This is a genomic window from Lachnoclostridium sp. An169, assembly GCF_002160525.1.
GTDB classification, from domain to species: Bacteria; Bacillota; Clostridia; order Lachnospirales; family Lachnospiraceae; genus Mediterraneibacter; species Mediterraneibacter cottocaccae.
In genome coordinates this window covers 1-26,625 of the sequence record NZ_NFKT01000004.1, presented here as the reverse complement: position 1 = coordinate 26,625, position 26,625 = coordinate 1, and the positions used below count along the sequence as shown (strand labels likewise).

Genomic DNA, 26,625 nt, shown 5'->3' with positions numbered 1-26,625 from the left:
CCTCCTTAAAATACACTTGTCCCGCGCACTGCTTTTGACACCCCGTTTGCTGTGGCGAAAAGCACTACGGCAACAATGGATTTCATAATACCTACTGCCACACTGTATGAGATTTGTCCGCTTCCGATTCCCAGGTTATATACATAAAGGTCAAGCACCTCTATGCTCTCCATATTCAGCGCATTTCCGAACGCCAGATACTGGTCAACTCCTGTGTTGAGGAAGTTTCCTATGCTCATGATCAACAGTACAAAGTAGGTGGGTATCAGCTGAGGAATCGTAATGTATCTGATCTTCTGCCATCGGCTCGCCCCGTCAACAGCCGCAGCCTCAAAAATGGACTGATCCAGTCCGGCAATTGCCGCAAAATAGATAATTGCGTTCCATCCCAGGCTCTTCCACTGCTGCAGCAGCACCATAATCAGCCAGACATGCTTGTTTGTATTCAGTATGTTGACCTGAAGATCACTGCCCATATCACTGAGAACCGTATTGATCAGTCCCGAAGTCCCGAATATGGAAAATGTCAGGGAAAACATAATTACCCAGCTTATGAAATTCGGGAGCGTGGTTACTGTCTGGACGAACTTCTGAAATTTTGTATTTTTCAGCTCACTGAGCAGCACTGCAAAAAGAAGCGGAAGGGGTGTGAACAGATAGCCAAGGAAGTGAATTCCAAAGGTGTTCAGCAGTACTCTTCCCAGATTTCTCCGCATGATGGAATTGCCGAACAGCTGTTGGAAATTATCCAGTCCCACGAAGACGCTGTCCAGAAGACTTCTTCCGGGTTTATACTGAAAAAATGCAAACGACCATCCCCACAGAGGGAGATAATGAAAGATCAGGATCAGAATAATTCCCGGCAAAACAAAAAGAAATAGTTTAAAAGATTTTTTCGATTTCGTCATACATTGTTCCTCCCGTCGTTACTTGTTGATACAATAAGTTCGCTCTGATAGCCCCCCAGTACCATCTCACCTGTAAAATCCTCAGCATCCAAAACACGTTTTCCTTTTACGGGAAGCTTCACGTTTATTTCATGATCCGTTGTATTTACCAGGAAAAACTGTCCTTTTGATATTTCTCTCCCCTGTATGCCGTCAGGAAGCTCAATCTCCCTTCTGATACCAAGTTTTTCTGTTATGAAGTCGAGAGTTTTCGTAAGAACCTTTCTGTCCGTTTCCACAGCGACATAGTAAGCCGAGCCTTCTCCATATTGATTGACAGATACTGCCGTTATGTCTTTGCCTGTAAATCCGGCAAATTTTTTTGCACCTTTGAGTTCCAGCACTTCATAGTAAGCAGTATCTGTAACCACTTTTTCATCGCCGAAACTGACTTCCACGCTCTCCCGCACATTTTCCTGATTATTCTTTCTCTCTGTCTTCTCCGAGAAACTCCAGGGCATATCTGTTCTGTAAAATCCTGCAGCCCGGACTCCGAATACATCTGCCAGAAGTCCCGGATGCGGAGAAGTATGGGCATGTCCGTTTCCGTCTACCATTCCTGTTTCCGCAGTCATGACAACACATCCTCCGTTCCTGACATACTCTCTGACAGCCTCTGCCGTCTCTGCATCAATCACAATATGATTCGGTATTATGACCAGTTTATATGCCTGTTTCATTTTCTTCATGCTGATCATATTCCACTCCACATTCACATCTGTCAAAGCTTTCTGCGCGTTCATTATCAGATGTGTATAGCCCGTTTTGAATCGTCCGGGATGAAACTGTGAAAACCACCAACTTTCATAGTCAAAAGCCAGGGCAACTTCCGGTTCTGGCATATAAGGGAAACCATAACGCTCCAGTTTTTTCATATCTGCCGCTGCTCTTTTGAATTCATTCAGGTTAGGACCGGGGATGCCGTCATGCCCAAGCAGTCCGTAGTAAAACTGCTCTTCTCCGCTGTACATGGTCCGCCATGTCCAGGCAAGGAAAACCTCGCCTCTGTTTAACAGGGCTGACATAAGCTGCATGTAGGTATATCCTTCCGGTCCGTACCAGATTCCTTCCTTTCCGGTCTGAAATTCAAGAAACCACAACGGTTTTCCCAGCTCATTCAGATTTTCTTTTATAATGGTATAGAAATACTTCTGCATATCCCCATCTACATCAAATCCCGGATAATACCCCATTCCCGGATAATCCATGAATGTATCCGCCGAGTTAAGGTAGTCATATCCGATTTCTCTTGCCCCCGGATACAGATTCGTCGTATAAGGAATTCCCGGCGCAAGTCTTTTTATAATCCTGCTGAATTTCTGCATAAAATCTACGAGACCATCAGAGAAAAACCTTCTCATGTCCAACCTTGCCTCAGGCATTGCCACGGATATCTCATTCTCGGGGAAAACAATATCCTCAAACGACGAAAGCCTTCTGCACCACCTCTGCGTTGACCAGGCATGATTGAGCGCTTCGATTGTCCCGTATTTTCTTTTCAGCCAACCGATAAATCGCTGTCTTGAATATTCAGAAAACGACATCCTGCCGCTGCCTATTTCATTGCACATGCTGAATGCATATAATGCGGGATGATCTTTATATCTTTCTATGAATACTTCAGCAAACCGGAATGCATAATGCTGGTATTCCGGATCCGCCATGTCTTCCATATATCTGCGGAGACTCGCCTGTTTCGTTCCCGTGCGTGAGACAATATTGACTCCCGGACATTTTTTATGAACCCATACCGGTGCCGGATGAATGGATATATCCAGAAAAACTTTAAATCCTGCCCTGTAAAATAAGTCCATGACTTCATCGAACCACTCAAAGGTATAAATGCCATCCTCCGGTTCAAAGCTGTCCCAGCAAAGATGCCCTACACGTACGGCATTAAACCCCGAATCTCTCATAAGGTTGATATCCACCGGCCATCTTTCTCTGTCCCAGTCATGAGGATGATAGTTTGTACCTATCAATATACTCTTTTTTTCTCCCATCCTGCTCTTTTTCTTCCCTCCCATACTGTATTCCCGGCGTTTCGCTGTAAAATACTCAGGAAAACCGCCCCGTGATCTCAAAGTCGAACTTTGTACAAGTCCTATATTTTTTATATCATTATGCCTTTTAAAATGACATAGAAAATGGTATTATATATTTGTCAAAAAGTATGATCCCTGATGTAGAATGCCATTTGGAAGCCTCTTTCAGGCTATGAACAGATGCCCGTCTGTGCAGGCAGACAGGCAGAAAGGAAGAAATTATGAATGAAATCAAAAAAATATTTGATATCTTCCAGAACATATCTCTTTCAATAATCTTTCAGCACAACGTTGACAAGGATGCGTCCTGGAATGAGCATAAGACGAATAAAGACTATACTTTATGGCTTGTCACCAACGGGAATATCATTGTAGAAATGAATGGCAATACCATCAAGGCATCCACCCATGACGTGATTCTGTTTTACCCGGGAGATTCTTACAGCGCATATACGGACTGTGAAAAATGCAGCTTTATCTTCCTGTTTTTTAAGATGGGGACCGGCAACATGATCGATATTTTCCACAGCAGAAACGCCTCCGGACTCTACTATAACAAAGAACTCAACAGACAGGCAAAACTCTTTCAGAAGAATTATTTCAAAAGAAAAAGGACAGGTGAAAATTACATGCTGTCCTCTTTATGCGACTTTATGCAGCTGCTTAGCACAATGTTCACCGCCGCAGACTTTACTCCGCTTGAAAATAAAAAGCAGGTGAATGTGTCACAGGAATTAATCAAAACCCTGATCTACATCCATGAACACTGCACGGAAAACCTGTCCATAAAGGAACTTGCCAGAAATACCGGAATGAGCGAGAAGTATTTCATAAGCAAGTTTAACCACGATATCGGGATATCGCCAAAGCGATACCAGATTGAATGCCGTATGAAGCTTGCCGCCAGTCTGCTCATAACCACCTACGACAGCATAGCACAGATTTCACAGGATGTGGGATATCCGGACCAGTACAGCTTTTCAAAAGCTTTCAGTAAATATTACGGGGAGTCGCCCAGCGCATTCAGGAAAAGTCTGTAGTGTTTCTCCTGTCCCTGCGGTATTCCGAAGGGCTTAATCCCTTCTGTTTGCGGAACGCCTTGGAAAAATACAGATTGTTCTCAAACCCTACCGAGTAGGCGATGGCGGATACCGAGAGATCCGTCTCCCGCAGCAGTCTGCAGGCCTGTTTGATCCGGTACCCGGTGAGAAATTCCTTGGGTGATTTCCTCATATAATTCTGGAAAGACCGGAACAGATGGCTGCGGCTGATTCCCACATAGGCTGCCACATCCTCCACAGTGATGGGATAGGAATAGTTGGTCTCGATATATCCTTCCGCCTTCTCCACGTACATCACCTGACTGTCCGTCTCATGCTCTTCCCTGCGGGAATAGTGCATAAATACGGACAGGAGGGTATACAGTCCGCCTGCCATGGCAACTGCGGCATCGTAAGTACCGCCCTTTGCCTGGTAAATCCGTTCGATTCCCTCCCGGATCTTCTCATCCGGCACAAGCCCCCTGCGGATATAAGGGGTCTCCCGGCAGAATTCTGTATTGCGGATGATTGACGCCGCATCCGCTCCCATGAATCCCGCCCAGCCGTACTCCCATGGCTCGTCCCTGTCCGCCCGGTATTCAAGTTCCACGCCCGGAAAAAGGATAAACGTATCCCCCGCGCTTAAGCGGACCGATACTTTTCCGGTCGTGTAATAACCGCTTCCCGAGAGAATATGATGGATACAGTAGTGGTCGCGCACCCCCGGTCCCCACTGGTACTCGGGCTCGCATTTCTGGTATCCCACATTATACACCGAGAGAGAATTCAGCAGAATCTCTCCCACTTTATAAGAATGTTTGTATGTCTCGCTCATTTTGTGCCTCCCGGTTTTTCTTCTGTCTGTATTATAGACCGGCTATCCTCGTTCCGCAACCATCATGCAACATTTTTACATATAGTTGCACGTAATTTTTATATACTGCCGCCGTTTCTCCTATTATAATAAAATCAGAACTGATAAACGGACAGCAGTCCTTTTTTGCGTCAGCAGATCTTTTACAATATCATCTTTCAGGAGGGAAACATCAGATGAAAACGAAGCTTTTTGACAAATTTGCAGAACTTTTCGGCAGTTCTGAGGGCGCGCGCCTCTACTTTTCACCGGGCCGCGTCAACCTGATCGGAGAACACACAGACTATAACGGCGGACATGTCTTCCCCTGCGCCCTGACACTGGGTACATACGGGGCTGCACGCAGAAGAGATGACCGTCTGATTCATTTTTACTCTATGAACCTGACATCTTTCGGCGTAGTGGAGGTGTCTCTGGACGACCTCTCCTATCAGAAATCCTACAACTGGGCAAACTATCCGCTGGGTGTTGTCTGGGCTTTTTCAGAGAAAGGCTATACTCTGGAAAACGGATTTGACATGGTGATCTGGGGCAATATTCCAAACGGTTCCGGTCTGTCCTCTTCCGCTTCCCTTGAAGTGCTCACCGGTGTGATTTTAAGAGACCTCTTCGGATTTGACAGTCTTTCCATGACGGATCTTGCCCTCATCGGCCAGTATTCGGAGAACAATTTCAACGGCTGCAACTGCGGAATCATGGACCAGTTTGCAGTTGCCATGGGAAAGAAGGATAACGCTATCTTCCTGGATACATCCACACTGAATTACGAGTACGCGCCCATTGTACTTGAGGATGCGAAGATCATCATCACGAACAGCAAGGTAAAGCACAGTCTGGTGGATTCCGCTTACAACGACCGCAGACAGGAATGTGCGGACGCCCTCGCCGCCCTTCAGAAAGAACTGGACATCAAAGCACTCGGCGATCTGACTCCGGAAGTCTTTGAGGCACACAAAGGGCTGATCACCGATCCGATACAGTTAAAGCGGGCGAAACACGCCGTATATGAAAACCAGCGCACCATCGATGCAGTAGCTGCATTAAAGAGCGGAGATATTGTAAAGTTCGGACAGCTCATGAACCAGTCCCACATCTCCCTCCGGGACGACTATGAAGTATCCTGCGAGGAGATCGATGTTCTGGTGGATCTGGCATGGAACATTCCGGGCGTTGTGGGTTCCCGTATCACCGGAGGCGGATTCGGCGGCTGTACGGTCAGCATTGTAAAGAACGACGCGGTGGATCTCTTCATTGAAAGCATCGGAAAGGCTTATCAGGAGAAAGTCGGACATGAGGCGGAGTTCTATACCGTTGATGTGGGGGACGGCGCCTCCAGAATCGAGTAAAAAGGCAGGGAGGAAAGAATTATGCTCTATGAAGCAATCAAGAAGCTGGTTCAGTATGGGATCAGCACGGGACTTACTCCGGAGACAGAGAGGATCTATACGACGAATCTTCTTCTGGATATGATGAAGGAAGACAGTTATGAGGATGTGGAATGTGATCTGGACAATATTGTCCTGGAGGATGTGCTTAAGGAACTGCTGGACGAGGCGGTAAAGCGCGGTATTATCGAGGATTCCGTAACCTACCGGGATCTTTTCGACACAAAACTTATGAACTGCCTGATGCCGCGTCCGGCGCAGGTGCAGGATACTTTCTGGAAGAAATATGAAGTCTCCCCGAAAGAGGCGACGGACTGGTACTATACTTTAAGCCAGGACAGCGACTACATCCGCCGCTACCGCATCGCAAAGGACAAGAAGTGGACGGTAGAAACGCAATATGGCACACTGGATATCACCATTAACCTGTCCAAACCGGAAAAGGACCCAAAAGCCATCGCTGCAGCCGGGAAGGCAAAATCTTCTTCCTACCCGAAATGTCAGCTCTGTATGGAGAACGAAGGATATGCGGGCAGGGCGAACCATCCCGCCCGTGAGAATCACCGGATCATCCCCATCACAATCCAGGGAAAGAAATGGGGATTCCAGTACTCTCCCTACGTGTACTATAATGAGCACTGTATCGTGTTCAACGGAGAGCATATCCCGATGAAGGTGGACCGCGCGGCATTTGCCAAGCTGTTCGACTTTATCAAACTGTTCCCCCACTACTTCCTGGGATCCAATGCGGATCTTCCGATTGTGGGCGGTTCCATCTTAAGCCACGACCATTTCCAGGGCGGAAACTATACTTTCGCCATGGCTAAGGCGCCGATTATCGAGAACTTTACCGTCTCCGGCTATGAGGACGTGAAAGCCGGGATTGTAAAATGGCCTCTCTCTGTCATCCGTCTCCAGAGCGAAGATCCGGAGAGAATCATCGACCTGGCAGACCATATTCTCGGGAAATGGAGAGGATATACTGACGAATCCGCCTTTATTTTTGCGGAGACAGACGGCACGCCCCACAGCACGATCACTCCGATCGCACGCAGGCGCGGGGATCTCTATGAGCTCGACCTGACGCTTCGGAACAACATTACAACAGATGAGCACCCCCTTGGGGTCTACCACCCTCACGAGAAGCTCCATCACATCAAGAAGGAAAATATCGGGCTGATCGAAGTCATGGGACTCGCTGTCCTTCCTGCAAGATTAAAAGGCGAGATGGAACTTCTGCGGGAATACATTCTGGAGGGGAAGGATATCCGCAGCAACGACCAGATTGAGAAGCATGCGGACTGGGTTGACGAGTTCCTTCCCACCTATTCTGACGTCAATGAAAGCAACATCGACCACATTCTGGAGCAGGAAGTCGGTAAGGTCTTCTGCCAGGTGCTCGAGGACGCCGGAGTGTTCAAATGCACAGAGGAAGGACTGGAAGCTTTCCGCAGGTTTATCAGCGTGCTGTAATCTGGAAATCCGGTTTTGCAGTTTACTTTCTCATTTCCATCACTTATAATAAGAAAAGTAATGTCACGTTCCGGACCGGAAAACAGCGACAATGCTTTCGGTTTGCGGATATATTGATAGAAGGAGGCTTACTTATGAAACAGTGTATGGACTCGGATAATCTGCATCGCCGTCTGAAGAAGATCATCGGCCAGGTGCAGGCAATCGACCGGATGATTGACGAAGACATTCCCTGCGAAGATGTTCTCTCCCAGATCAACGCAGCAAAATCTGCCCTCCATAAAGTCGGGCAGATCGTTCTGGAAGGACATATTAACCACTGTGTAAAAGACGGGATCGAGCATGGGGATGTGGATGCGACGATCGCCAGTTTTACCAAGGCTGTGGAACGGTTTGCGAATATGAAATAGATTACTTTGAGATAGAGTATTTTATAAAAAATCGAACGGTTTTATCAATAAGATCGTTCGATTTTTTTATGGTCTTTTTTCTGCAGAATTATCTTCTCTTCCTCTTGACACCCTATACCCCTATAGGTATATAATATACCCATACCCACATAGGTATATTTGTTTTCATAATATTTTAAGCTGCCGGAGCCGGTATTCTTTCCTGTCGGGTCTCATTTATAGATTTCATTTATGGATCTCATTTACAGACCGCATTTACAGAACCTACGGCGGCGGATTGGAGTGTATCATGAAGAAACTGGAAGAACTTCTGGAATGGGGCGGGACGAAACGGGACATTGCATTTCTCGTCATATCCGGCGCCGCCCTTCTTGCAAGCATTGCCGGACTCTCCCCTTTCCCCTTTGACATGGCGTGGATTGCCATCATTCTGTGCGGGATCCCGATTATCCTGGAAGCAGTCATCGGTCTGGTCACCGCCTTTGATATCAAAGCTGACGTACTGGTGTCTATCGCCCTGATTGCCTCGGTGATCATCGGGGAAGACTTTGCCGCCGGAGAAGTCGCCTTTATCATGCAGTTGGGAGGGCTTCTTGAGGAATTGACGGTGGCAAAGGCGCGGGCAGGCATTGAGAAGCTTGTCCATCTCACTCCCCGGACTGCCCGGCGGATCACAAAAAGTTCCATTTCTACAGCATCCCCGGCGTCCGGCACATCCGTCAGTACCAAGGAAGAGATCATCCCCGCGGAAGAGGTACAGGTCGGCGACCGTCTGCGCGTGCATCCCGGAGAGACTATTCCCGTGGACGGCGTAATCCTCACCGGGGAAACCTCGGTCAACCAGGCTGTCATGACCGGGGAGTCCCTGCCTGTTGACAAAGGACCGGGCGATGAAGTATCAAGCGGCACATTCAACCAGTTCGGCGCATTTGAGATGGAAGCGGTCAAGGTCGGCGAGGACAGTTCCATCCAGCGCATGATCCGCCTCGTCCAGTCTGCAGACGCTGGAAAGGCGAAAATCGTAGGAATCGCGGACCGATGGGCAACCTGGATCGTGCTCATCGCCCTCTCGGCTGCTGCCCTGACCTGGCTGGTCACCGGAGAGATCATCCGCGCTGTCACCATCCTCGTAGTTTTCTGCCCCTGCGCGCTTGTCCTGGCCACGCCTACCGCCATCATGGCGGCAATCGGAAATGCCACGAAGCACGGGTTTCTCGTGCGTGAGGGCGACGCCCTGGAACGGCTTGCCACCGTCAGCGATATCACATTTGACAAAACCGGAACTCTTACATACGGAACTCCACGGGTTACTGCGGTAAAAAGCTTCCTTCCCGGCATTTCCGAGGCGCAGCTCTACCGGTATACCGCATGTTCTGAACAGAATTCGGAACATCCCCTGGGGAAAGCCATCGTACAGTGCTATAAAAAAGAGAACGGCGAGACTCCCGGATCCCCGGAAGAATTCCACATGCTTCCCGGGCGGGGAGTTCAGGCTGTCGCCGAAGGGCATGCCATCCTTGCGGGCAATCCGGAGCTTTTCCGGGAACATGGGGTCCTGCTGCCGGATTCCGTCAAAACCGCTGCCGCCTCCTGCCTGCAGGACGGCTGTACGGTGATCTACATCGCTGTGGATCAGCAGCCTGCCGGATTTATCGCCCTCTCCGATACGCTGCGGGAGGACGCCGCATCGACGATCGATGAAGTCATCCGGACAGGCGTCACACCGGTGCTCCTTACCGGAGACCACGAAAATGCGGCGCGGCACATTGCAGAGCAGCTCCACATCAGCCAGGTACATGCAGACTGTCTCCCGGAAGACAAACTGAAATGGATTGACGAAGACCAGAAAAATAACCGTCAGGTATGCATGATCGGCGACGGGATCAACGACGCGCCGGCGCTGCGGAAAGCATTTGTGGGCATCGCCATGGGCGGAATCGGAAGCGATATCGCCGTGGATGCCGCGGACATTGCCCTCGTCAACGATGATATCCGGGAGCTTCCCCACCTTCTCCGACTTGCAAAAAGGATGATGACGACGATCCGGATCAATTTGACATTTTCCATGACCCTGAATTTCGTCGCAATCATCCTTGCGATTACCGGTATTTTAAATCCTGTAGTGGGAGCCCTTGTCCACAATGCAGGCTCGGTGCTTGTCATCGTCAACTCCGCTTTCCTGCTCACCTGGAAGCAGCGGCACGCAAAAATGGCGGAGCACTGATGCCCCGCCGCCTTTCCGCTGCACTCGACGTTAATCTGCTCGTGCCGCCCGCCGATTCAGCCCGGCACTCAGTGAGCTGTGCCGTAAAGATTCAGGATCACGCATCCTGCCACAATCAGAATGATTCCGATTACGCCCAGGAAGGAAATTCCTTCTTTATAGATAAATACGGAAACCAGTGTCGATACCACAATGCCTACGCCGCACCAGGTGGCGTAGGCAATTCCCAGATTCATCTTCATCAGCGCCCTCGCCAGGCAGAAAAAGCACAGAATATACAGAATAATGCAACCGATCGTGGGATAAAGCTTTGTGAATCCTTCCGTATATTTCAGGACTGACGTGGCGATCAGCTCCAGCACGATCGCCGCTGCCAGAAAACCGTAAGACAACATCATATGTACGCACTCTCCTTTTTATAAACCGCTGAAATAAAGCTGATACTGCAGCTTTTCCAAGGCATATTCTAACGGATCGGCGTATTTCCGTCAAGAGAGTACCGGTTCAGTTGTTCACCTTATGGTGGGGTGCAAAAGAATCCACTGTGATCGCCTTAAATGTATATCCTTTATCCCTGTAATATTCAATGATCTGCGGCAGCGCCTCCACAGTCGTATCCTTTGCGTCCGTGTCATGCATCAGAATGTTGATATGCTGCTTCGAACAGGATGTGGCGTTAGCCACCAGTTTCTCCACTGCCACGTTGTTGCCCGTTGCATCTGTGGAATCACAGTTCCAGTCAAAGTACTGGTATCCCTTCTCCTGCACTTTCTTTACAAGCGAAGTCATCAGCCCCGGCACATAATTGGCACTCTTCGTGTTGCTCGACCCTCCCGGGAAACGGATGATCCGCGACTTCTCTCCGGTCAGGCTTTCCACCAGGTCGGATATCTTCTGAAGATCATTGAAATATGCCTCTTCCGATGCATATACTTCCGGATAATCGTGTGTGTATGTATGCAGTCCTATGGAATGTCCTTCCTTATAGGCGCGGGTGATCATGGAATCATACTTCTGGTTGTTACCGGTAACGAAAAATGTCGCCTTGACGCCGTACTGGTTCAGAATATCCAGGATCTTTCCCGTATTCTCTGACGGTCCGTCGTCAAATGTCAGGTAAACGATCTTCTGGTCGTACTCTTCATTCTTATCCACCGTCACTTTCCGCTCAACCGTTGTCACATTGCCGGAGCGGTCCTTCGCTGTATAGACCGCCTTGTAAGTGCCCGGCGTATTCAGATCCACCTGGTCTGTATTGACCTCCAGGACCGGATTCGGATCCATGTCATCTGTACAGGTCACACCATTCTGGAAATCAAACGTCTTTCCCTGGAGAATCTCCACATCGTCTGTTCCGCTGATCTCCGGTCCGGTTTCATCCTTCACCCGGGTCAAAGTGGTCTTCTCCACGGTCTCATTTCCGGCGGAATCCACAGCCGCAACTTCGACATCATATGTATCCGGCTGATCCCAGGTCTGAGGATTCACAAACTTTAATGTCACCTCAGACGCATCTTCCACCGACTCCACAAACAGTTCCGGCGTAATCTCTTCCGTCAGATCAGCAGTGTAAGGCTTCACTGCAAGAACCGGCGGCTTCGTATCCCGCACCTTCACAACCGCCTGCTTCTCATAGTTGTGGAACCGGTAGGTCAGCGTATAGTCCCCGGGTTTTGTGAGATCTACATTCCCTTCCACAGACACCTGGCTTATCTTTCCTCCGAACACAAAGCCGATATTCTGCATGGGATGGAAATCTTCCTTCAGCTCCTGCTCCACCACCTCATTTTTCAGAATCAGCGGGTGCAGCTTCATAAACAGCAGCGCACCGCCCAGCACTACCAGAAGCGGTATGAGAATCACCAGCGCGATTTTCATCAGTCTCCGCCGGGTATTTCTGCTCCCGCGACCGCTGTATATTTTTCTTCCTGTACTCTTTCTTACTGTTCCCCTTGTTCTCTTATTCATACTTATCTTCTGCATAGAATTGACCCTCTTATTATTGTTCTGACTTTAAGATAGCATCCGTCTCCATACGGGTCAATAGATACTCGAAAAGCATAAGTTTAAATTAATGAAGTCTTAAGAATTACTCCTACGAAAGCCTTCCGTTCTCCATCTCATAGATCTTCTCTGCCGCCGCCATGGTTGACTCCCGGTGGGATACGATCACTACGGTCTTATCCTGGCATGTCTCCCGGATGGACTTGAGAATAATCCCCTCGTTCAGGGAATCCAGGTTACTGGTGGGCTCATCCAGAAGGAGCATGGGCGCATCGTGGAGAAACGCCCGGGCGATCCCGATCCGCTGCCGCTCGCCGCCGGAAAGGGTATCCCCCAGCTCTCCCACCTGCGTGTCATATCCCTTGGGAAGAGAAAGGATAAATTCATGCAGAGCTGCCTTTTTCGCCGCCTCCTCGATCTCCTCCCGGGACGCTCCCGGTTTTGCCACCGCGATATTATTTGCAATGGAATCGTGAAACAGGTCTGTCTCCTGTGTCACATAGCTCTCCATCTCCCGCAGTTCTTTCGTATTCACCGACACAAGCCCTCTTTCCCCGATGGAGATCTCTCCCCGCTGAGGATCATAGAAACGCATGAGAAGTTTTAACAGCGTGGATTTTCCCGACCCGCTGCGTCCGTGGATGCCGATTCTGGACCCTTTGGGAATCCGGATGGAATAATCTTTTAAAATCTGCTCATCCTCATAGGCGAAATCAAGGTTGCTGCAGCTCACATCTCCGAATTCTGCATGCTCCTGACCGCTCACCTCCCCTATCTGTGGTTCCTCCTCGAGAAGTGACAGAACTCTCTCGCCGCTTGCCAGGGTCTGCATCAGATTGTTGGACAGGCCGGAAAGGGCGGTCACCGGTCCGAAGGATCCCATCATAAGGATGGTACACAGAAATGCCCCCTCAAAAGAGAGCTGTCCCTGCATACAGAGATATGCCGTCAGGAACAGCATTCCGAAGGAGAACAGGAGTATCAGTGTATTGGTGACTCCCCTCTGGGTTCCTTCCAGATCCTTCATGATCTTCTGCTTTCTGTCAAGCTGCCTGCTCTTTTTTACCATTTCCTCTTCCCGATCTTTTCCCCTCTGGTACTGGATCGTCTCATCCAGCCCCCGGAGACTCTCCAGGACGAAGCTGTTCAGATCCCCGAAACACTCCCGGAACTCCATGCCGCAGGACGCGCCTCTCCCGGAGTTCCACACCGGGACGATCACTCCCACCGCCACATATCCCGCCAGTGCAAACAGACCGGCAAGAACATGGTAATGAAAGAAAAAGATTTCCATGATCAGTGAGGTAAAAACCGCGATCATGATGGGAGAGATCGTGTGGGCATAGAATACTTCCAGAAGCTCGATGTCCGAGGTGATGATCGAGATCAGATTTCCCTTGTCCCTGCCGTCCAGTTTTGCCGGGCAGAGCTTCCGCAGCACCGCGAACACTTTGTGACGGATCAGTGCCAGAAGCTTGAAAGCGATATAGTGGTTGCAGGCCTGCTCCCCGTAGTGCAGCACGCCCCTCAGAACCGCCGCTGCCGCAAGACAGACGAACACGGTCGTAAGCGATGCTTTCTCCCACAGTCCCATGACGTTTAAAAGACCCGCACCTGCCAGAGCCGTCAGGAAAATGGCACAGAGATATCCCGCAACTCCAAGGATCACCGCCGCTGCCATCACATGCAGCAGAGGTCTCACCAGCCCGATCAGTTTCCCCATAATCCGGATTCCGCTTCTTCGTTTCCTGTTCTTTTCCATTATGCTCTCACCTCCTGTAATTCTTCCTGCCTGCGGTACAGCCCGGCATAGCCTCCGCCTTTTTTCATCAGTTCCTCATGGGTCCCGCTCTCCGTGATCCTGCCTTTCTCAAGCATGTAAATGCAGTTGCTCTCTACCGCGTTGGCAAGCCGGTGCGAGATAAAGAGGACCGTCTTTGTGCGGGCAAGATTCCGGATCACCTGCATGATCTGCTCCTCGCTCTCCACATCAATATTGGACGCCGCCTCATCAAAAATATACATGGGGCTCTCATGCAGAAGCGCCCTGGCAATGGCAAGCCGCTGCTTCTGTCCGCCAGACAGATTGCTCCCCTGCTCCTCCAGACGGGTGGAAAGTCCTTCCTGTGAGGAAAGAAATCCGTAGAGATTTACTTCTTTTAAAACCCGCTCCATCTCTTCTGCCGTAGCGTCCGGTTTTGCCATTCTCAGGTTCTCTTCCACTGTCCCTTTAAACAGACAGCTGTTGTGACGGACCAGGGTGATCTTCTTCATCAGTTCCGTCTCCCGTATCTCCCCGATGGGAACTCCGTTGATAAGGATCTCTCCGGTAAATCCCCTGTTCCGCCCGGTCACAAGTGAGGCGATGGTGCTCTTTCCGCATCCGGATACTCCCACCAGGGAGACAAAGCTTCCCGCCGGAATATCCAGCGTAATATCCTCAAGCACTGCACGCTCCGGTTCATAGGAGAATCCCACGTGGGAGAGGCTCACGCTCAGACCGGACCCGGTACCTTTCTGCATGTTGTGCTCGGCACCGGACAGTGTAACGGGTTCTTCCATGTCCAGGATCCGGAAGATCTTGTCGCTTGCCGACATGCCGTTCATGGCAATGTGAAAGAAAGATCCCAGAAGCCGCAGAGGGATAAAGAACTCCGCCGCCAGAAGGATAATGGCAAATGCTCCGGCAAGACTTACATTTCCCGCCAGGAACTCCCGCACCGTGACGATCATTCCCACCGCCGCGCCGCCGTACGCCACAATATCCATGACGCTCACGGAGTTGAGCTGCATGGTCAGCACTTTCATGGTGATCTTACGGAACCGCTCGGATTCCTCATCCATCTCCACCGCTTTCATTCCGTCCGCCTGATAGATCTTCAGCGTGGTCAGTCCCTGCAGATTCTCAAGGAAGCTGTCGCCCAGTTCCGTATAGATCCCCCAGTATTTGTTCAGCAGCCGTTTGGCAAACTTCTGCACAGCCACGATCGACACCGGGATCAGCGGCACACAGACAAGAAGGACGATGCACGCCTTCATGCTGACCGGGGAGAGCACAAGGAAAAGCGTAACCGGGGCAAGCAGGCTGTAGAAAAGCTGAGGCAGATATTTCCCATAATACACTTCTAGCTGCTCCACGCCCTCTGCCGAGACCTGCACCACCTCGGAAGTGGGCACCTTTTCCTTATAGGAAGCTCCCAGCCGGAGCAGTTTCTCATAGATCTGTTTCCGCAGGATGAGCTTCACGTCCGCACTAGCACGGTAGGACGCCCGCGCAGCCTGCTTCTCACAGACAAACCGCATAACAATGGACGCCAGTACGATGCCTGCCGTCGTTAAAAATGTCTCCTGCCTTATCCAACCTTCAAACAGTTCCTGAATCAGAACTCCGGCGGAAATCACCGAGGCGATCTGAAACAGCAGCGCTACCCACTGCCAGAAGATATTGGCGGCGATATATTTGCCGGAACCTTTCATCAGCTTCATCAGTCTTGGTTTAATCATTGTCTTTCTTCCCTTTCCATTCTCTTCTTTTCCCGTATGGAACTGACCACATGGCGGACCGCCATAACCGGATGGTAAAAAATCATCCGGGGTCCGGAAAAACGCATCACTTCCCGGATCTTCTCCCTCATCTCAGCCCTGTAGCAGTGTACCCGGCAGTTGCTGCAGAATGTCTTCGTCTCCATGAACGGACACTTCTCGATGCGCAGCATGGCATAATCCCGAAGCGCCCGGCACTCGCTGCAAAGCTCATCTCCTGTCTGCCCGTGACCGGGAACTTCTGCACTGCCCAAACTGTATAGTTCCTTCTTGCGCCGCTCTCCGTGGTTCTTTCTGCAGTACAGCCGGATCATCAGCTCCATCACCTGTTTTTCCTTCTCCCGCTTTCCTGCGGTTTTCCTCTCCGGAGCCTTTCCCGGAGTTCCATCTCTTTTCATCGCATCATTTCTCCCAGAATCATAAAATTGCAGGTGTCATCTGCCTCTTTTTGCCCCTGCTCACGCCGCCTCCGGCTGAATCGTCCGGATCTTTGTAAAGAAGTAGACATACTTGAAGATGATCAGGCAGATAATAAAGATCCGTCCCGGAAGATTCTGCATGAGCAGGAATGCGCAGATCAGCATCGCCGAGGCGGGAAGCAGAATGCACAGCTTCGTCTTGAGCGTCATGGACCGGTTCTTTACGAAACTGTCCAGATGGTTTCTATAGAGTTTCGTTCCCATAAACCAGTTGTGGAACCGCTTCGAGCCCTTCGCAAAGCAGAAAGATGCGAGCAGAAGAAAGGGCGTTGTCGGCAGCACCGGAAGGATCACTCCCACTGCCCCGATCCCGAGAAACAGAAATGCAGCTGCCAGCCAGAGAATTTTAAATGGATTTGTTTTCATACACCTTCTCCTTATCGTTGTATACGTCTTACCATTGATAGTTTCAACTAACCAACGGGTATAATAACATAATTGAGAATCGTTTTCAACTCTAAATTTCATATTATGTTTCAATACTGTAACCTTCCATGCGCCTGAAATGTAACCTTCCTCTGCTATCCTACAGATATCAGATAAGATAATTAGAGAGGAAGGTTACAGACTATGAAAAAATACTTTGAGAAAAAACATCCCCTGCTGATCATCAGCTATCTCATCTTCTATCTGCTTGCTTTCAGGCTTCTAGAAATGCGCTGAAACGGCGGAATACACATCATCCACACGTCACTGGACGACAGGATCCCGTTCTGCGAATATTTCATTATTCCCTATGTACTCTGGTTCTTTTATGTGGCAGCTACCGTGATCTATTTTTCCTGTTTTGAGAAAAATACCCGGGAATACTGGCAGTTCATGGCATCCCTCGGTGTCGGAATGACGCTGTTTCTTCTGGTGTCCTGGCTGTATCCCAACGGGCATGACCTCCGTCCCGCACTGACGGCAGACGGGAATATCTTTACGGAAATGGTGCGGATCCTGTATCAGATCGACACTCCCACCAATATTCTTCCGAGTATCCATGTATTTAACTCCCTGGCTGCGGCCGCTGCCATCGGTGGGTGCGAAAGCCTGAGGAAGCACCGGATTCTGTGCCTGGCTTCCTGGTTCCTCGCCCTGACCATCGTGCTCTCAACGATGTTCTTAAAGCAGCACTCTGTCTTTGACGTGCTCTGCGGCATCGCGCTCTACGGGGCAGTTTATCTGGCAGTCTATGCAGGGAAGACGGACTACTCCATACGGCTGCCGCAGAGACAGCAGAACCGGCTGCAGAAAAATATCTGAAAAATATCCGGGGTATCATTTCGTTTATCATTTCATTCAGTAGGACGGAGGTTACAGAATATGCACATCATTCTTCAGGCAAAAGGGCTGAAAAAATATTATGGTTCCGGGGAAGCGCTTGTCAGGGCACTGGACGGCGTGGATCTGGAAATCGAAAAGGACGGGTTCACGGCAGTCATCGGCACTTCCGGCAGCGGGAAGTCAACGCTCCTCAACATGCTGGGCGGACTGGATGTGCCGGATGAAGGCAGTGTCACCATCGACGGCACCGAACTCTCCGGCCTTGGAGACGAGGCTGCGACTGTGTTCCGGCGCAGACATATCGGTTTTATCTTTCAGAATTACAATCTCATCCCGGTGCTGAACGTGTGGGAAAATATCGTCTTTCCCATCACTCTGGACAACCACAGACCCAATGAGGACTTTATCATGCGCCTGGTCAGCCTGCTGGGGCTTGAGGGAAAACTTGACCGTCTGCCCGGCAGCCTCTCCGGCGGACAGCAGCAGCGCGTTGCTATCGCACGGGCGCTCTCAACAAAACCATCCATCATTCTTGCCGACGAGCCCACCGGCAACCTAGACAGCAGGACCAGTCAGGCTGTCATCGCCCTGCTGAAAAAGACCAGCCGGGAGTTCCGCCAGACCATTGTGATGATTACCCACGATCCGGAAATCGCCGCTATCGCTGACCGGGTCGTCCGGATCGAAGACGGCAGGATCGCCGGTGATACGCTCACCCACTCTTATGAGCAGCACAATATCCGGAACAACAGCCAGAGGAGGATACAGCCATGAAGACACACTCCATCAGTAAATCCACCCTCCGACAGGTAGAAAAAGGGCTGACGAAGGCCAACCGCGTCCGCAACCTCTTTGCCGTGCTCGCCGTTATACTGACCACTTTCCTGATCGCAACGGTGTTCAGCCTGGGCTTCAGCTACATCACGAACATGCAGATCTCACAGATCCGCCAGGCAGGAACAACGGCGAACGCTTCCCTGAATATGCCATCCCGCAAACAGGAGGAACAGATAAAGGCACTGGATTATGTCATATCCACCGGACATCAGATCGAGATCGGCACGGCAGATCAGGTAAATGAAGCGGGAAATCCCCTGAATATCGCCCTGATGTACTGCGACAGCGATGAGTGGGAAAATCATTTCCGGGAAGCTGTCAGTGATATCAAAGGCTCTTATCCCTCTGCTACAAATGAGATCATGCTGAACATGGAAGCACTCTCCCAGATGGGCATCTCTTCTCCTTCCATTGGCATGGAGATTCCCCTGTCTTATACAGATAAAAACGGGGAACACACCGACACCTTTCTTTTAAGCGGCTGGTTCCGCGACTACTCGGGAGCAGGAAAGGCAGTTTTCTCGGAAGCCTGGTGCCGGTCTTCCGGCTATCGCACGGAAACCGACGGTATTCTCTCCATCCGTCTGAGCAATCCTGCCTTTGATCTTTCCAGTCTTGAGGCAGATATAGACCTCGCAGAGGGACAGTCCTTTAACGGCATAGGAACCCCGGGCTCATCCTCCGGAAATTCCATCGTGATCATAGCTGCCATGCTGGTCCTTTTTATTATGGCAAGCGGATATCTGCTCATCTATAACGTGCTGTATATCTCCATCACAAAGGACACCCGCTTCTACGGACTGCTCAGAGCAGTGGGCGCTTCCCGGCGTCAGGTGAGGTCCCTGGTAAAACGGCAGGCATTTAAGTTTGCATGTGTCGGTATTCCTGTTGGGATCGTTCTGGCCGCCCTTGTCTCTGTCGTACTGGTGCCTTTTGTACTGCGGGCAGGATATACCGGAATCGATTCCAAAACCGGAACTGTAGTCTCCTTCCAGCCGCTGATTTTTCTGTTTTCCATCCTGTTTTCTGCACTGACCGTGTGGATCAGCTGCAGCCTTCCCGCAAAAACAGCGGCAAAGATCTCGCCGACAGAGGCACTGCGCTACCAGAATTTTGCCCCGAAAAAACAGAAATCCCGCCGTTCCAGAAACGGAGGCAGTCTGTTTGTCATGGCTTTTCACAATATTTTCCGGGATAAAAAGCGCGCCCTCCTTGTTTTCCTCTCCCTTTTTATGGGAACCGTCAGCATCCTTGGCGTCAACGGCGTGCTGGGCAGCCTGACAGCGGACAAATATATCGAGAATTATACGAACTACTCATTTGAATTTCTGGATGATCAGTTTTTCGTCTTTCCCGGACCGGAGGGAGAATTTATCCCGCAGTACAGCGAGGACTTTGTCTCCCGGGTATCCGCCACGGAAGGGGTGTCGGGCGTTCATGTCAGTTACGGGATCTTTGCAAATCTGGAATTTGACGGGGAACAGTTTTCTGAGATGCTGGATGCTGTCTACAGCGAATGGTATGTTCCGGCAGACCAGTCCCGGGATGAGATGATGGCAGAAATTCAGGATCTGATCGACCGGAATCGGTACGGCACATATATTTTTACCGTGGAGGACAGCCAGGTGGAAGCCTGGAACCAAAGCCACGGGGATTCCATCGACCTGGAAGCTTTCCGGCGGGGCGATACTGCAATCGTATCCGGACAGTGGTACGATGAAGAGCTGACCGGTAAGGAACTCACGTTTACGGCGGATGCACAGGATGGGAAACCTGCCTCATTCCGGGTGGACGGCTACTGGTCCTACGGAGAATACCGGAATTCCCATTACCCGGAAAGCCGTTATGACCTCATCAGCATCGTGGCGCCGGAAGCGGTGCTCGTAAGTGAACAGGGCATGAAACGGCTGACAGACCAGGCTCTGATCTGTGACATTGGAGTGGATATTGATGATCCTTCCCAACTGGATGCAGTGGACGCACGTCTTCAGGAACTCTCCGGCACTCTCACAGGCGCATATGTGGATCTGGTCAGCGCGGCAGGACAGAGAGACACATGGAACACTTTCTTCTCCGGGCTTTCCGTCCTTGGAAACGGTGCTTCCATCCTGCTGATTCTGGTGGGTCTTATCAACTTTGTTAATGTAATGCTCACCGGAGTCATTGCCCGGAAGAATGAATTTGCCATCATGGAAAGCGTAGGCATGACAAAGAGGCAGATCCGCAGAACCCTGACCATGGAAGGCGGGCTGTACGCCCTGATCACCACCGGGCTGATCCTCACCCTCGGAAACGGCTTTCTCCTGCTGGTCAGCCGGGCAGTCCCGGGGATCGCAGACTATGCAAAGTTCGAGTATCCGGTTTCGCTGGTCGTCCTTCTGATCCTGTCGATCTTCGTGATATGCCTCTCTGTCCCGCCCCTTGTCTACCACTGTGCAGCACGGGAAACGATCATCGAAAGACTGCACAGTTTCGAGAATTGATCCTGCCACCGCACGTCTGAGCTATTCTGCAGCCGGCTCACTGCACGTCAGCGCCATTTCATGGCCGGCTCACCGGATGTAGAACAGGATCCTGGTAATGTATTCATCCTCGTCGTGGGACGTGATGTAATCGTTGATGCAGAACTCATAGGAATCAGAAATGATCTCCAGTGAGTTCGCATCACAGTAATCCAGGATTCTCCGGTACGAGCTCCCGATGGATGCATAATCTCCCCGGTGAAAAGTCCCTGCGATCCTGCCCGCCGGGAGGCATCTGATCTCTTCCGCCTGCTCTGTCTTTTCCGTGAGCAGAAATGCATGCGAAGCCTCGGTAAACTTTCCCTCCCGGATCTTCGAAAGAGGGACAATCACCCCGCACTCGAAAAAAATCGGAAGCTGCTTCTCAAAAGCTTCTGCAAAACACTGTTTTGTGGCGACCGAAGTCTCCCGCAGCGTATAAGGCTCCCCGATCTCCCTGACAAGGATGTACTGCTCTTCAAGCTGTTCCACTGTAACGCCTGTACCGGTTTCATCCAGGTATTTTTTTGCCTGCTCCATCTGGGCACAGCGCTGTGCCACTCTGCTGCGGATCAGACGCAGCTCATCGATCTTCTGATCGATCACTTCCATCTGCTGGCGGAATGCGGCAAGACTGCTGTCAATATTATAGTTCTGCATGTGCTCCCGGATATCATTTAATGAAAACCCTATTTTTTTCATGATCAGGATCGTATCCAGTTCGTCCAGCTGACTGGCATTGTAATAACGGTACCCGTTGTCCGGATCCACGTACACCGGGCAGAACAGTCCGATTTTATCGTAAAAGATCAACGTCTGCTTGGAAATCTTCTGATATCTTGCCACTTCCCCGATTGAGAATAAATTTTTCATTACTTTCTCCTTGACACTATAGTTACTATATCCTTTATGATATTTCCACAGAAGAAAATCATATTTTCTGCGCAGGATCCGATCTGTCTTCCGATCCTGCAATCACTCATAAATCACATAAATCAGTAGGAGGAATATATATGCTGCAGAAAAAAATACGTGCCGTAGCAGGAAGGCTGACAGAAGGGCTGACCATCAAGGGCACCCTGCTCATTCTTCTTGGAGCCATGATCTGTACTTTCGGCATCCACAATATCCATCAGCAGACCGGCATCACGGAGGGAGGCGTCATCGGCCTGATGCTGCTGGTCGAACACTGGCTCGGTTTCTCCCCTGCCCTGATCACGCCCATCCTGGATGCGGCGTGCTATCTGACCGCCTATAAATACCTGGGCGGACGTTTTATCCGGATCTCCATTGTATCTACATTGAGCGTCTCTCTCTTTTACAAAGTGTGGGAACTCTTTCCCCATATGCTGCCCGACCTGTCCGCATACCCGCTGCTCTCCGCACTGCTCGGAGGTCTCTTCGTCGGTGTCGGCGTAGGCATCATCGTGCGCCAGGGAGGTTCCAGCGGCGGAGACGATGCGCTGGCTCTCTCGATTTCCAGAGTCACACACTGGCGGCTGTCCCGGGCGTATCTTTTCACGGACCTTGTTGTCCTGGGATTGTCCCTGACTTATATCCCGTACACACGGATTCTCTTTTCCGTGGTAACCGTAACGGTTTCTTCGTTCCTCATTGACCGGATTCAGGACTTCAAAATATACCGGAAGGAAGAGGCAACGGAATAGTTTATTTCTCCGGATCGCGGGGCAGCAGGTCCGGACAGGGAAATCCCAGCGTTTTGCAGGCTTCCTGAAGGCGGCTGTAAAATGCCGTATAAAATGTCCGGTCGTCCGCAGTACTTCCGCCGCCGGAACTTCCTTCAAGCCTTCCATCGGTGGAATACGGGGTCTGATAAAACGTCCGGAGCACATACAGGGAAAGCGTCCGAACCTGGGCGTCATCCAGATCTTTCATTCCCTCCCCGCACTGATTCAGGAAACAGTGCCAGTCCCAGATATATTTCTCATAGGTTTTCAGATCCGGAATCTCCAGCCATTTCCGGATCTTTATTTTACTCCGGTCAGGCTTTGCACACTCGTGAACCTGCAGAAAATAGCGGAATCCGTTTTCCTCATAATATCGTCCCAGGGGGAAGAGCCTGCAGATTCCCGGACGGAAGGAATGAATGGAACACCGCCCCTTTTCATCGAGGAAACCACACGCTCCGCTCTCCCCTTCCATCTTCAGATTCGGAAGAATCAGCCCATCCACCACATTCAGCGAGATATACTTTTCCATCAGACCGTTAAAATCAAGCCCGGTTCCACAGCTTAAGCGGTACAGGTCCATGGGATCAAGCACCACCGATTCTCCCATCCCGCGGCAGCAGGCGGAACACCCTTCGCAGCCCCGGCAGTCGGCGCGCACCATGTCCCCGGAGGAGTAGAGCCTTCCGTCAGATATTTCTTTCAGATCAACATTTCTTTTCATAGATATAAAACCTCATTTCTGCAGCAGTATGGTTCCATTATACCGGGCAGGGGATTTTATTTCAACCGCCGTGCCAGTCCAAATTAATTCCGACAGTTTCATCCCGGACAAATTCCGCCCCGCAGTTTCACCAGATACCTGCAGACAGATATCTCGTTTCTGTTACCCACCCTCCGGATCTGCTAAAATAATTCTGAAAACCAGGAAATTATTTTTACCCAGGGAGGGATTTTTTATGATTCAGGCAGTACATTTGAGAACCGAATATCTCAGCGATCCGCTGGGAATCGACATCCGTTCGCCCCGGCTGTCCTGGACGGTTCAGGATGCCGTCCGCCAGAGTGCTTACCAGATCCGCTTTTCCTTAAACGGCGGCGAATGGATGGAACTTGAGAAAATAGAAACAGACCGCATGACAGCACGTCCGGAGTGGAAGTTCACAAGCCGGGACCGGGTTATCTGGCAGATTCGTCTGACTGATGAGAAAGGCGAAACCGGGGAATGGAGTGAATCCGCATCTTTTGAGATGGGTCTTCTGGACAGGCAGGACTGGAGTGCCCGCTGGATCATGGGCAACTACACGCACAGCTCGTCCGGCAAAGATCGTTATCCGGCGGACTGCTTCCGCAAAGTATTCTCCGTGGACGGAGAAATCCGTCAGGCAAGGCTTTACATTACCGCCTGCGGAATCTACGAGGCGCGCATCAATGGAAAGAAAGCTGGCGACCAGGTGCTCTGCCCCGGTTCCACTGCATTTCAGAAGCGCGTCCACTATCAGGCCTATGACGTCACTTCTCTGATTGATCGGGAAAATGTCTGGGATATTGACCTGGCTGACGGATACTATGCCAGCAACATGGGCGTCTTCAACAAGGCAAAGCCTTTCGGATATGAGCCCAAGGTTCTGGCACAGCTGGAGATCTGTAAAACAGACGGCTCCCTGCAGTGTGTCTTCACAGACAGAGATTTTCTCTGGTGCAACGACGGCCCTGTGCGCTTTGCCGATATGAAAGACGGCGAATCCATTGATTTCAACTTTGTTCCTCATTTTCAGGGAAAAGCGGCAGTAACCGATTACAACGGTATCATAGACTGCTCGGACAACAGTCCCATTCATGAGAAAGAACGATTCAGCACCCCGGAGATTCTCACCTGCCCCGACGGAAATAAAGTTCTTGATTTCGGGCAGAATATTGCCGGATATGTGGAAGTGAAACTCTGCGGAAAGAAAGGCGACAGATGCAGCATGGTGTTCGGGGAAAAACTGGATGACTCCGGCTGCTTTACTTACCGGAATATCTCATCTGAAGAATACGACAAGTGCCATTTCCAGACCATTGATTTTGTCTGCGACGGAAAGCCGCATGTTTACAAGCCCCGCTTTACGGTCATGGGGTTCCGCTATGTGCTGCTCCGCGACTGGCGGGATGAGATTCTCCCGGAGAACTTTACCGCCATCGCCGTGTACAGCGACATGGATGTGACTTTCCGTTTTGACAGTTCCGACCCGGAGCTCAACCAGATCGTACACAATACATTCTGGAGTATGAAGGGGAATTTTCTCGATGTTCCCACCGACTGTCCCACAAGGGAGCGCGCCGGATGGACCGGGGACGCGCAGCTGTTTTTCAACACAGGCAATTATATGATGGATCAGCGCGCCTTTTTCCGAAAATGGCTCCGCGACGTAGCGGACTGCCAGAAGGAAAGCGGACTCGTCTACAACGTGAATCCTTCTGCCCCGTCCGGCTCGGCAGTATTCGAATGGGTTTCCATGGAAGGCAGCTCCGGATGGGGCGACGCCATGATCACAATCCCCTACTACTTCTGGAAACGCTATGGCGACGATGCTTTGATCCGGGAGTTCTGGGGAAATATGAAAAAATGTTTCTCCTTCTTCTATAAAAGGATGGGAAAGCGAAATCTCCTGACCCTTTTTTCTCCGCCGCGCAGCCGCTATGACCGCTATATCGTGGCATGCGGCAGACATTTCGGGGAGTGGACGGAGCCCGAAGACTGTGCTCCCGGAAAGCTTTCCCTCGTAATGCCTGCCTGTGAGGAGGCAACCGCCTATCTCTCCTACTCTGCTGCGCTGATGGGAGAAATGGCAGCCCATCTCGGCAGGGAGAACGCTGCGGAAAAATACCGGAAAGTTGCAGAACAGACAAAAGAAGCTTACAACCACTATTTCGTAAAGAACGGTTCCATTGAGTCGGAACGCATGTGTAAATACGTCCGTCCCTGCGGGCTGAATCTGGCAAAGGGCAGCGCAAGGAAAAAACTGCTTGAGGAAATCGTTCTGCTGAACCGGAAACGGAATTACCGGATCGGCACGGGATTTCTGACCACGCCTTTCGTCTTCGAAATGCTTTCCGAAGCAGGCGCTTCCGAAGACGCATACCGGACGCTGATGAATCCGGAACTCGGATGGGTTCAGCAGGTAAGACAGGGCGCCACCACAGTATGGGAGAACTGGACGCCGGACGCCTCGCTGAACCACTACTCCAAAGGCGCCTGCTGCCAGTGGCTCTTTGACTGCCTCTGCGGAGTGAAACTGGACGGACGCAGGAATCACTTTGTCATCGAACCTCACATCGTCAGCCAGCTCTCCCACATCCGCTTTTCCTATGATTCCGTCTATGGCACGGTATCAAGCGGCTGGGAGAAAACACCGGAAGGACACTGCTTCCGGATCACTGTTCCTGCGAACTGCACGGCAGATGTAGTTCTCCCGGGAGGAGACAGACATTTCCTTTCTGCCGGAGAATACATGTTCTCCGTTACGCAGTAAGAGTCGGTTGGAAAGATCGTGTCCGACTTTAAAAGAATCGTGCCCTTTGGGCACTAAAAATCCGGCGCCTGCTATGTCGAAGCAGACGCCGGATTTTTATGCCGGAAACTTTCTGTTTCTGTTACTTATTTCTGCAGTGCCGCCAACTGCTGGCGCAGAGTTTCGAGTTCTGAGGTAAGCGAGGAGATGGCAGCATCCTTTTCTGAAATTTCCGCACTCTGATTAGAGATTAAAGTATCCCTCTCCGAAATCGCCGCACTTTGATCAAAGATTAATGCATCTTTCTCCTTCAACTGCTTCTCCTGCTCATCAATCTCCGCCTGCATTTCATCGATCATATACTGTACTGTGTTCCGATCCAGTTCCTGTAATTCTTTGGAAAACATGTTTA

Annotated in this window: 21 protein-coding genes and 1 pseudogene; 10 read left to right on the top strand and 12 right to left on the bottom strand. The window is 50.7% G+C overall.

What is annotated here, in order from left to right; all coding sequences use genetic code 11:
- Positions 1-5: 5 nt before the first annotated feature.
- Together B5F07_RS04270 and B5F07_RS04265 are read right to left on the bottom strand one after the other, a co-directional pair.
- Positions 6-908: an ABC transporter permease gene (locus B5F07_RS04270; protein WP_087160052.1), complete on the bottom strand. Its 903-nt coding sequence runs from the start codon at positions 906-908 to the stop codon at positions 6-8.
- Positions 905-2,974: a beta-galactosidase gene (locus tag B5F07_RS04265; RefSeq protein WP_087160051.1), complete on the bottom strand. Its 2,070-nt coding sequence runs from the start codon at positions 2,972-2,974 to the stop codon at positions 905-907. Before B5F07_RS04265 ends, B5F07_RS04270 begins: the two co-directional genes overlap by 4 nt.
- Before the next feature lie 239 nt (positions 2,975-3,213).
- Here B5F07_RS04265 and B5F07_RS04260 point away from each other — a divergent pair, with 239 nt between their 5' ends.
- Positions 3,214-4,032, top strand: coding sequence for a helix-turn-helix domain-containing protein (locus tag B5F07_RS04260; protein ID WP_087160050.1), 819 nt, complete (start codon positions 3,214-3,216; stop codon positions 4,030-4,032).
- Here the strand turns inward: B5F07_RS04260 and B5F07_RS04255 are convergent.
- Entirely contained in the window at positions 4,016-4,867 is an 852-nt protein-coding gene (locus B5F07_RS04255; RefSeq protein ID WP_087160049.1) for an AraC family transcriptional regulator, read from the bottom strand. The genes B5F07_RS04260 and B5F07_RS04255 overlap by 17 nt on opposite strands.
- A gap of 215 nt (positions 4,868-5,082) precedes the next feature.
- Here B5F07_RS04255 and B5F07_RS04250 point away from each other — a divergent pair, with 215 nt between their 5' ends.
- From B5F07_RS04250 to B5F07_RS04235, 4 genes are all read left to right on the top strand, one after another.
- Positions 5,083-6,252, top strand: coding sequence for a galactokinase (locus tag B5F07_RS04250; protein WP_087160048.1), 1,170 nt, complete (start codon positions 5,083-5,085; stop codon positions 6,250-6,252).
- Between the two features lie 21 nt (positions 6,253-6,273).
- The gene (gene galT / locus B5F07_RS04245) at positions 6,274-7,764 is read left to right on the top strand and encodes a UDP-glucose--hexose-1-phosphate uridylyltransferase (protein ID WP_087160047.1); all 1,491 of its coding nucleotides are present in this window, start codon (positions 6,274-6,276) and stop codon (positions 7,762-7,764) included.
- Positions 7,765-7,898: 134 nt separating this feature from the next.
- Positions 7,899-8,174 (top strand): metal-sensing transcriptional repressor, encoded by a 276-nt coding sequence (locus B5F07_RS04240; protein WP_087160046.1) that lies wholly within the window; start codon positions 7,899-7,901, stop codon positions 8,172-8,174.
- A 289-nt stretch (positions 8,175-8,463) separates the two neighbouring features.
- Positions 8,464-10,398: a heavy metal translocating P-type ATPase gene (locus tag B5F07_RS04235; RefSeq protein WP_087160045.1), complete on the top strand. Its 1,935-nt coding sequence runs from the start codon at positions 8,464-8,466 to the stop codon at positions 10,396-10,398.
- 68 nt (positions 10,399-10,466) lie between these two features.
- Here the strand turns inward: B5F07_RS04235 and B5F07_RS04230 are convergent, their stop codons facing one another.
- The 6 genes from B5F07_RS04230 to B5F07_RS04205 all read right to left on the bottom strand — a co-directional run bounded on the left by B5F07_RS04230 (position 10,467) and on the right by B5F07_RS04205 (position 16,790).
- Complete coding sequence (locus B5F07_RS04230) at positions 10,467-10,796, bottom strand: DMT family transporter (protein ID WP_242972428.1); 330 nt, start codon at positions 10,794-10,796, stop codon at positions 10,467-10,469.
- A 106-nt stretch (positions 10,797-10,902) separates the two neighbouring features.
- Positions 10,903-12,381 (bottom strand): polysaccharide deacetylase, encoded by a 1,479-nt coding sequence (locus B5F07_RS04225; protein WP_087160044.1) that lies wholly within the window; start codon positions 12,379-12,381, stop codon positions 10,903-10,905.
- A 112-nt stretch (positions 12,382-12,493) separates the two neighbouring features.
- Entirely contained in the window at positions 12,494-14,164 is a 1,671-nt protein-coding gene (locus B5F07_RS04220) for an amino acid ABC transporter ATP-binding/permease protein (protein WP_087160043.1), read from the bottom strand.
- The gene (locus tag B5F07_RS04215) at positions 14,164-15,906 is read right to left on the bottom strand and encodes an ABC transporter ATP-binding protein/permease (RefSeq protein WP_087160042.1); all 1,743 of its coding nucleotides are present in this window, start codon (positions 15,904-15,906) and stop codon (positions 14,164-14,166) included. Before B5F07_RS04215 ends, B5F07_RS04220 begins: the two co-directional genes overlap by 1 nt.
- Positions 15,903-16,343, bottom strand: a complete 441-nt coding sequence (locus B5F07_RS04210) for a nitrous oxide-stimulated promoter family protein (RefSeq protein ID WP_087160041.1) — start codon at positions 16,341-16,343, stop codon at positions 15,903-15,905. The genes B5F07_RS04215 and B5F07_RS04210 overlap by 4 nt, the downstream gene beginning before the upstream one ends.
- A 60-nt stretch (positions 16,344-16,403) precedes the next feature.
- Positions 16,404-16,790: a YbaN family protein gene (locus B5F07_RS04205; RefSeq protein ID WP_087160040.1), complete on the bottom strand. Its 387-nt coding sequence runs from the start codon at positions 16,788-16,790 to the stop codon at positions 16,404-16,406.
- A 402-nt stretch (positions 16,791-17,192) separates the two neighbouring features.
- On the opposite strand from B5F07_RS04205, the gene B5F07_RS04200 reads away from it, so the two are divergent.
- The 3 genes from B5F07_RS04200 to B5F07_RS04190 are packed head-to-tail and all read left to right on the top strand — an operon-like array spanning position 17,193 to position 21,013.
- Complete coding sequence (locus B5F07_RS04200) at positions 17,193-17,672, top strand: phosphatase PAP2 family protein (RefSeq protein WP_162613051.1); 480 nt, start codon at positions 17,193-17,195, stop codon at positions 17,670-17,672.
- A 60-nt stretch (positions 17,673-17,732) separates the two neighbouring features.
- Entirely contained in the window at positions 17,733-18,467 is a 735-nt protein-coding gene (locus tag B5F07_RS04195; RefSeq protein ID WP_087160038.1) for an ABC transporter ATP-binding protein, read from the top strand.
- On the top strand, positions 18,464-21,013 hold the full coding sequence (locus B5F07_RS04190) for an ABC transporter permease (RefSeq protein WP_087160037.1): 2,550 nt from the start codon (positions 18,464-18,466) through the stop codon (positions 21,011-21,013). The genes B5F07_RS04195 and B5F07_RS04190 overlap by 4 nt, the downstream gene beginning before the upstream one ends.
- Before the next feature lie 69 nt (positions 21,014-21,082).
- On the opposite strand, the gene B5F07_RS04185 is transcribed toward B5F07_RS04190, so the two are convergent.
- Positions 21,083-21,904 carry a MerR family transcriptional regulator gene (locus B5F07_RS04185; RefSeq protein ID WP_087160036.1) on the bottom strand — a complete coding sequence of 274 codons (822 nt, stop codon included), beginning with the start codon at positions 21,902-21,904 and terminating at the stop codon, positions 21,083-21,085.
- A 140-nt stretch (positions 21,905-22,044) separates the two neighbouring features.
- Between B5F07_RS04185 and B5F07_RS04180 the strand changes: the two genes are divergently transcribed.
- Entirely contained in the window at positions 22,045-22,698 is a 654-nt protein-coding gene (locus B5F07_RS04180) for a YitT family protein (RefSeq protein WP_087160035.1), read from the top strand.
- 1 nt (position 22,699) lies between these two features.
- On the opposite strand, the gene B5F07_RS04175 is transcribed toward B5F07_RS04180, so the two are convergent.
- Positions 22,700-23,443: a YkgJ family cysteine cluster protein gene (locus B5F07_RS04175; RefSeq protein ID WP_087160034.1), complete on the bottom strand. Its 744-nt coding sequence runs from the start codon at positions 23,441-23,443 to the stop codon at positions 22,700-22,702.
- A 235-nt stretch (positions 23,444-23,678) separates the two neighbouring features.
- On the opposite strand from B5F07_RS04175, the gene B5F07_RS04170 reads away from it, so the two are divergent.
- On the top strand, positions 23,679-26,234 hold the full coding sequence (locus B5F07_RS04170; RefSeq protein WP_087160033.1) for a family 78 glycoside hydrolase catalytic domain: 2,556 nt from the start codon (positions 23,679-23,681) through the stop codon (positions 26,232-26,234).
- 125 nt (positions 26,235-26,359) lie between these two features.
- On the opposite strand, the pseudogene B5F07_RS04165 reads toward B5F07_RS04170, so the two are convergent.
- Positions 26,360-26,625: pseudogene (locus tag B5F07_RS04165) on the bottom strand (PD-(D/E)XK nuclease family transposase); the annotation flags it as partial.

Excerpts from the sequence above, each read along its gene's own strand:
- B5F07_RS04270 (WP_087160052.1), bottom strand. The coding sequence starts at position 908 with ATGACGAAATCGAAAAAATCTTTTAAACTATTTCTTTTTGTTTTGCCG.
- B5F07_RS04265 (WP_087160051.1), bottom strand. The coding sequence starts at position 2,974 with ATGGGAGGGAAGAAAAAGAGCAGGATGGGAGAAAAAAAGAGTATATTG.
- B5F07_RS04260 (WP_087160050.1), top strand. The coding sequence starts at position 3,214 with ATGAATGAAATCAAAAAAATATTTGATATCTTCCAGAACATATCTCTT.
- B5F07_RS04255 (WP_087160049.1), bottom strand. The coding sequence starts at position 4,867 with ATGAGCGAGACATACAAACATTCTTATAAAGTGGGAGAGATTCTGCTG.
- B5F07_RS04250 (WP_087160048.1), top strand. The coding sequence starts at position 5,083 with ATGAAAACGAAGCTTTTTGACAAATTTGCAGAACTTTTCGGCAGTTCT.
- galT (WP_087160047.1), top strand. The coding sequence starts at position 6,274 with ATGCTCTATGAAGCAATCAAGAAGCTGGTTCAGTATGGGATCAGCACG.
- B5F07_RS04240 (WP_087160046.1), top strand. The coding sequence starts at position 7,899 with ATGAAACAGTGTATGGACTCGGATAATCTGCATCGCCGTCTGAAGAAG.
- B5F07_RS04235 (WP_087160045.1), top strand. The coding sequence starts at position 8,464 with ATGAAGAAACTGGAAGAACTTCTGGAATGGGGCGGGACGAAACGGGAC.
- B5F07_RS04230 (WP_242972428.1), bottom strand. The coding sequence starts at position 10,796 with ATGATGTTGTCTTACGGTTTTCTGGCAGCGGCGATCGTGCTGGAGCTG.
- B5F07_RS04225 (WP_087160044.1), bottom strand. The coding sequence starts at position 12,381 with ATGCAGAAGATAAGTATGAATAAGAGAACAAGGGGAACAGTAAGAAAG.
- B5F07_RS04220 (WP_087160043.1), bottom strand. The coding sequence starts at position 14,164 with ATGGAAAAGAACAGGAAACGAAGAAGCGGAATCCGGATTATGGGGAAA.
- B5F07_RS04215 (WP_087160042.1), bottom strand. The coding sequence starts at position 15,906 with ATGATTAAACCAAGACTGATGAAGCTGATGAAAGGTTCCGGCAAATAT.
- B5F07_RS04210 (WP_087160041.1), bottom strand. The coding sequence starts at position 16,343 with ATGAAAAGAGATGGAACTCCGGGAAAGGCTCCGGAGAGGAAAACCGCA.
- B5F07_RS04205 (WP_087160040.1), bottom strand. The coding sequence starts at position 16,790 with ATGAAAACAAATCCATTTAAAATTCTCTGGCTGGCAGCTGCATTTCTG.
- B5F07_RS04195 (WP_087160038.1), top strand. The coding sequence starts at position 17,733 with ATGCACATCATTCTTCAGGCAAAAGGGCTGAAAAAATATTATGGTTCC.
- B5F07_RS04190 (WP_087160037.1), top strand. The coding sequence starts at position 18,464 with ATGAAGACACACTCCATCAGTAAATCCACCCTCCGACAGGTAGAAAAA.
- B5F07_RS04185 (WP_087160036.1), bottom strand. The coding sequence starts at position 21,904 with ATGAAAAATTTATTCTCAATCGGGGAAGTGGCAAGATATCAGAAGATT.
- B5F07_RS04180 (WP_087160035.1), top strand. The coding sequence starts at position 22,045 with ATGCTGCAGAAAAAAATACGTGCCGTAGCAGGAAGGCTGACAGAAGGG.
- B5F07_RS04175 (WP_087160034.1), bottom strand. The coding sequence starts at position 23,443 with ATGAAAAGAAATGTTGATCTGAAAGAAATATCTGACGGAAGGCTCTAC.
- B5F07_RS04170 (WP_087160033.1), top strand. The coding sequence starts at position 23,679 with ATGATTCAGGCAGTACATTTGAGAACCGAATATCTCAGCGATCCGCTG.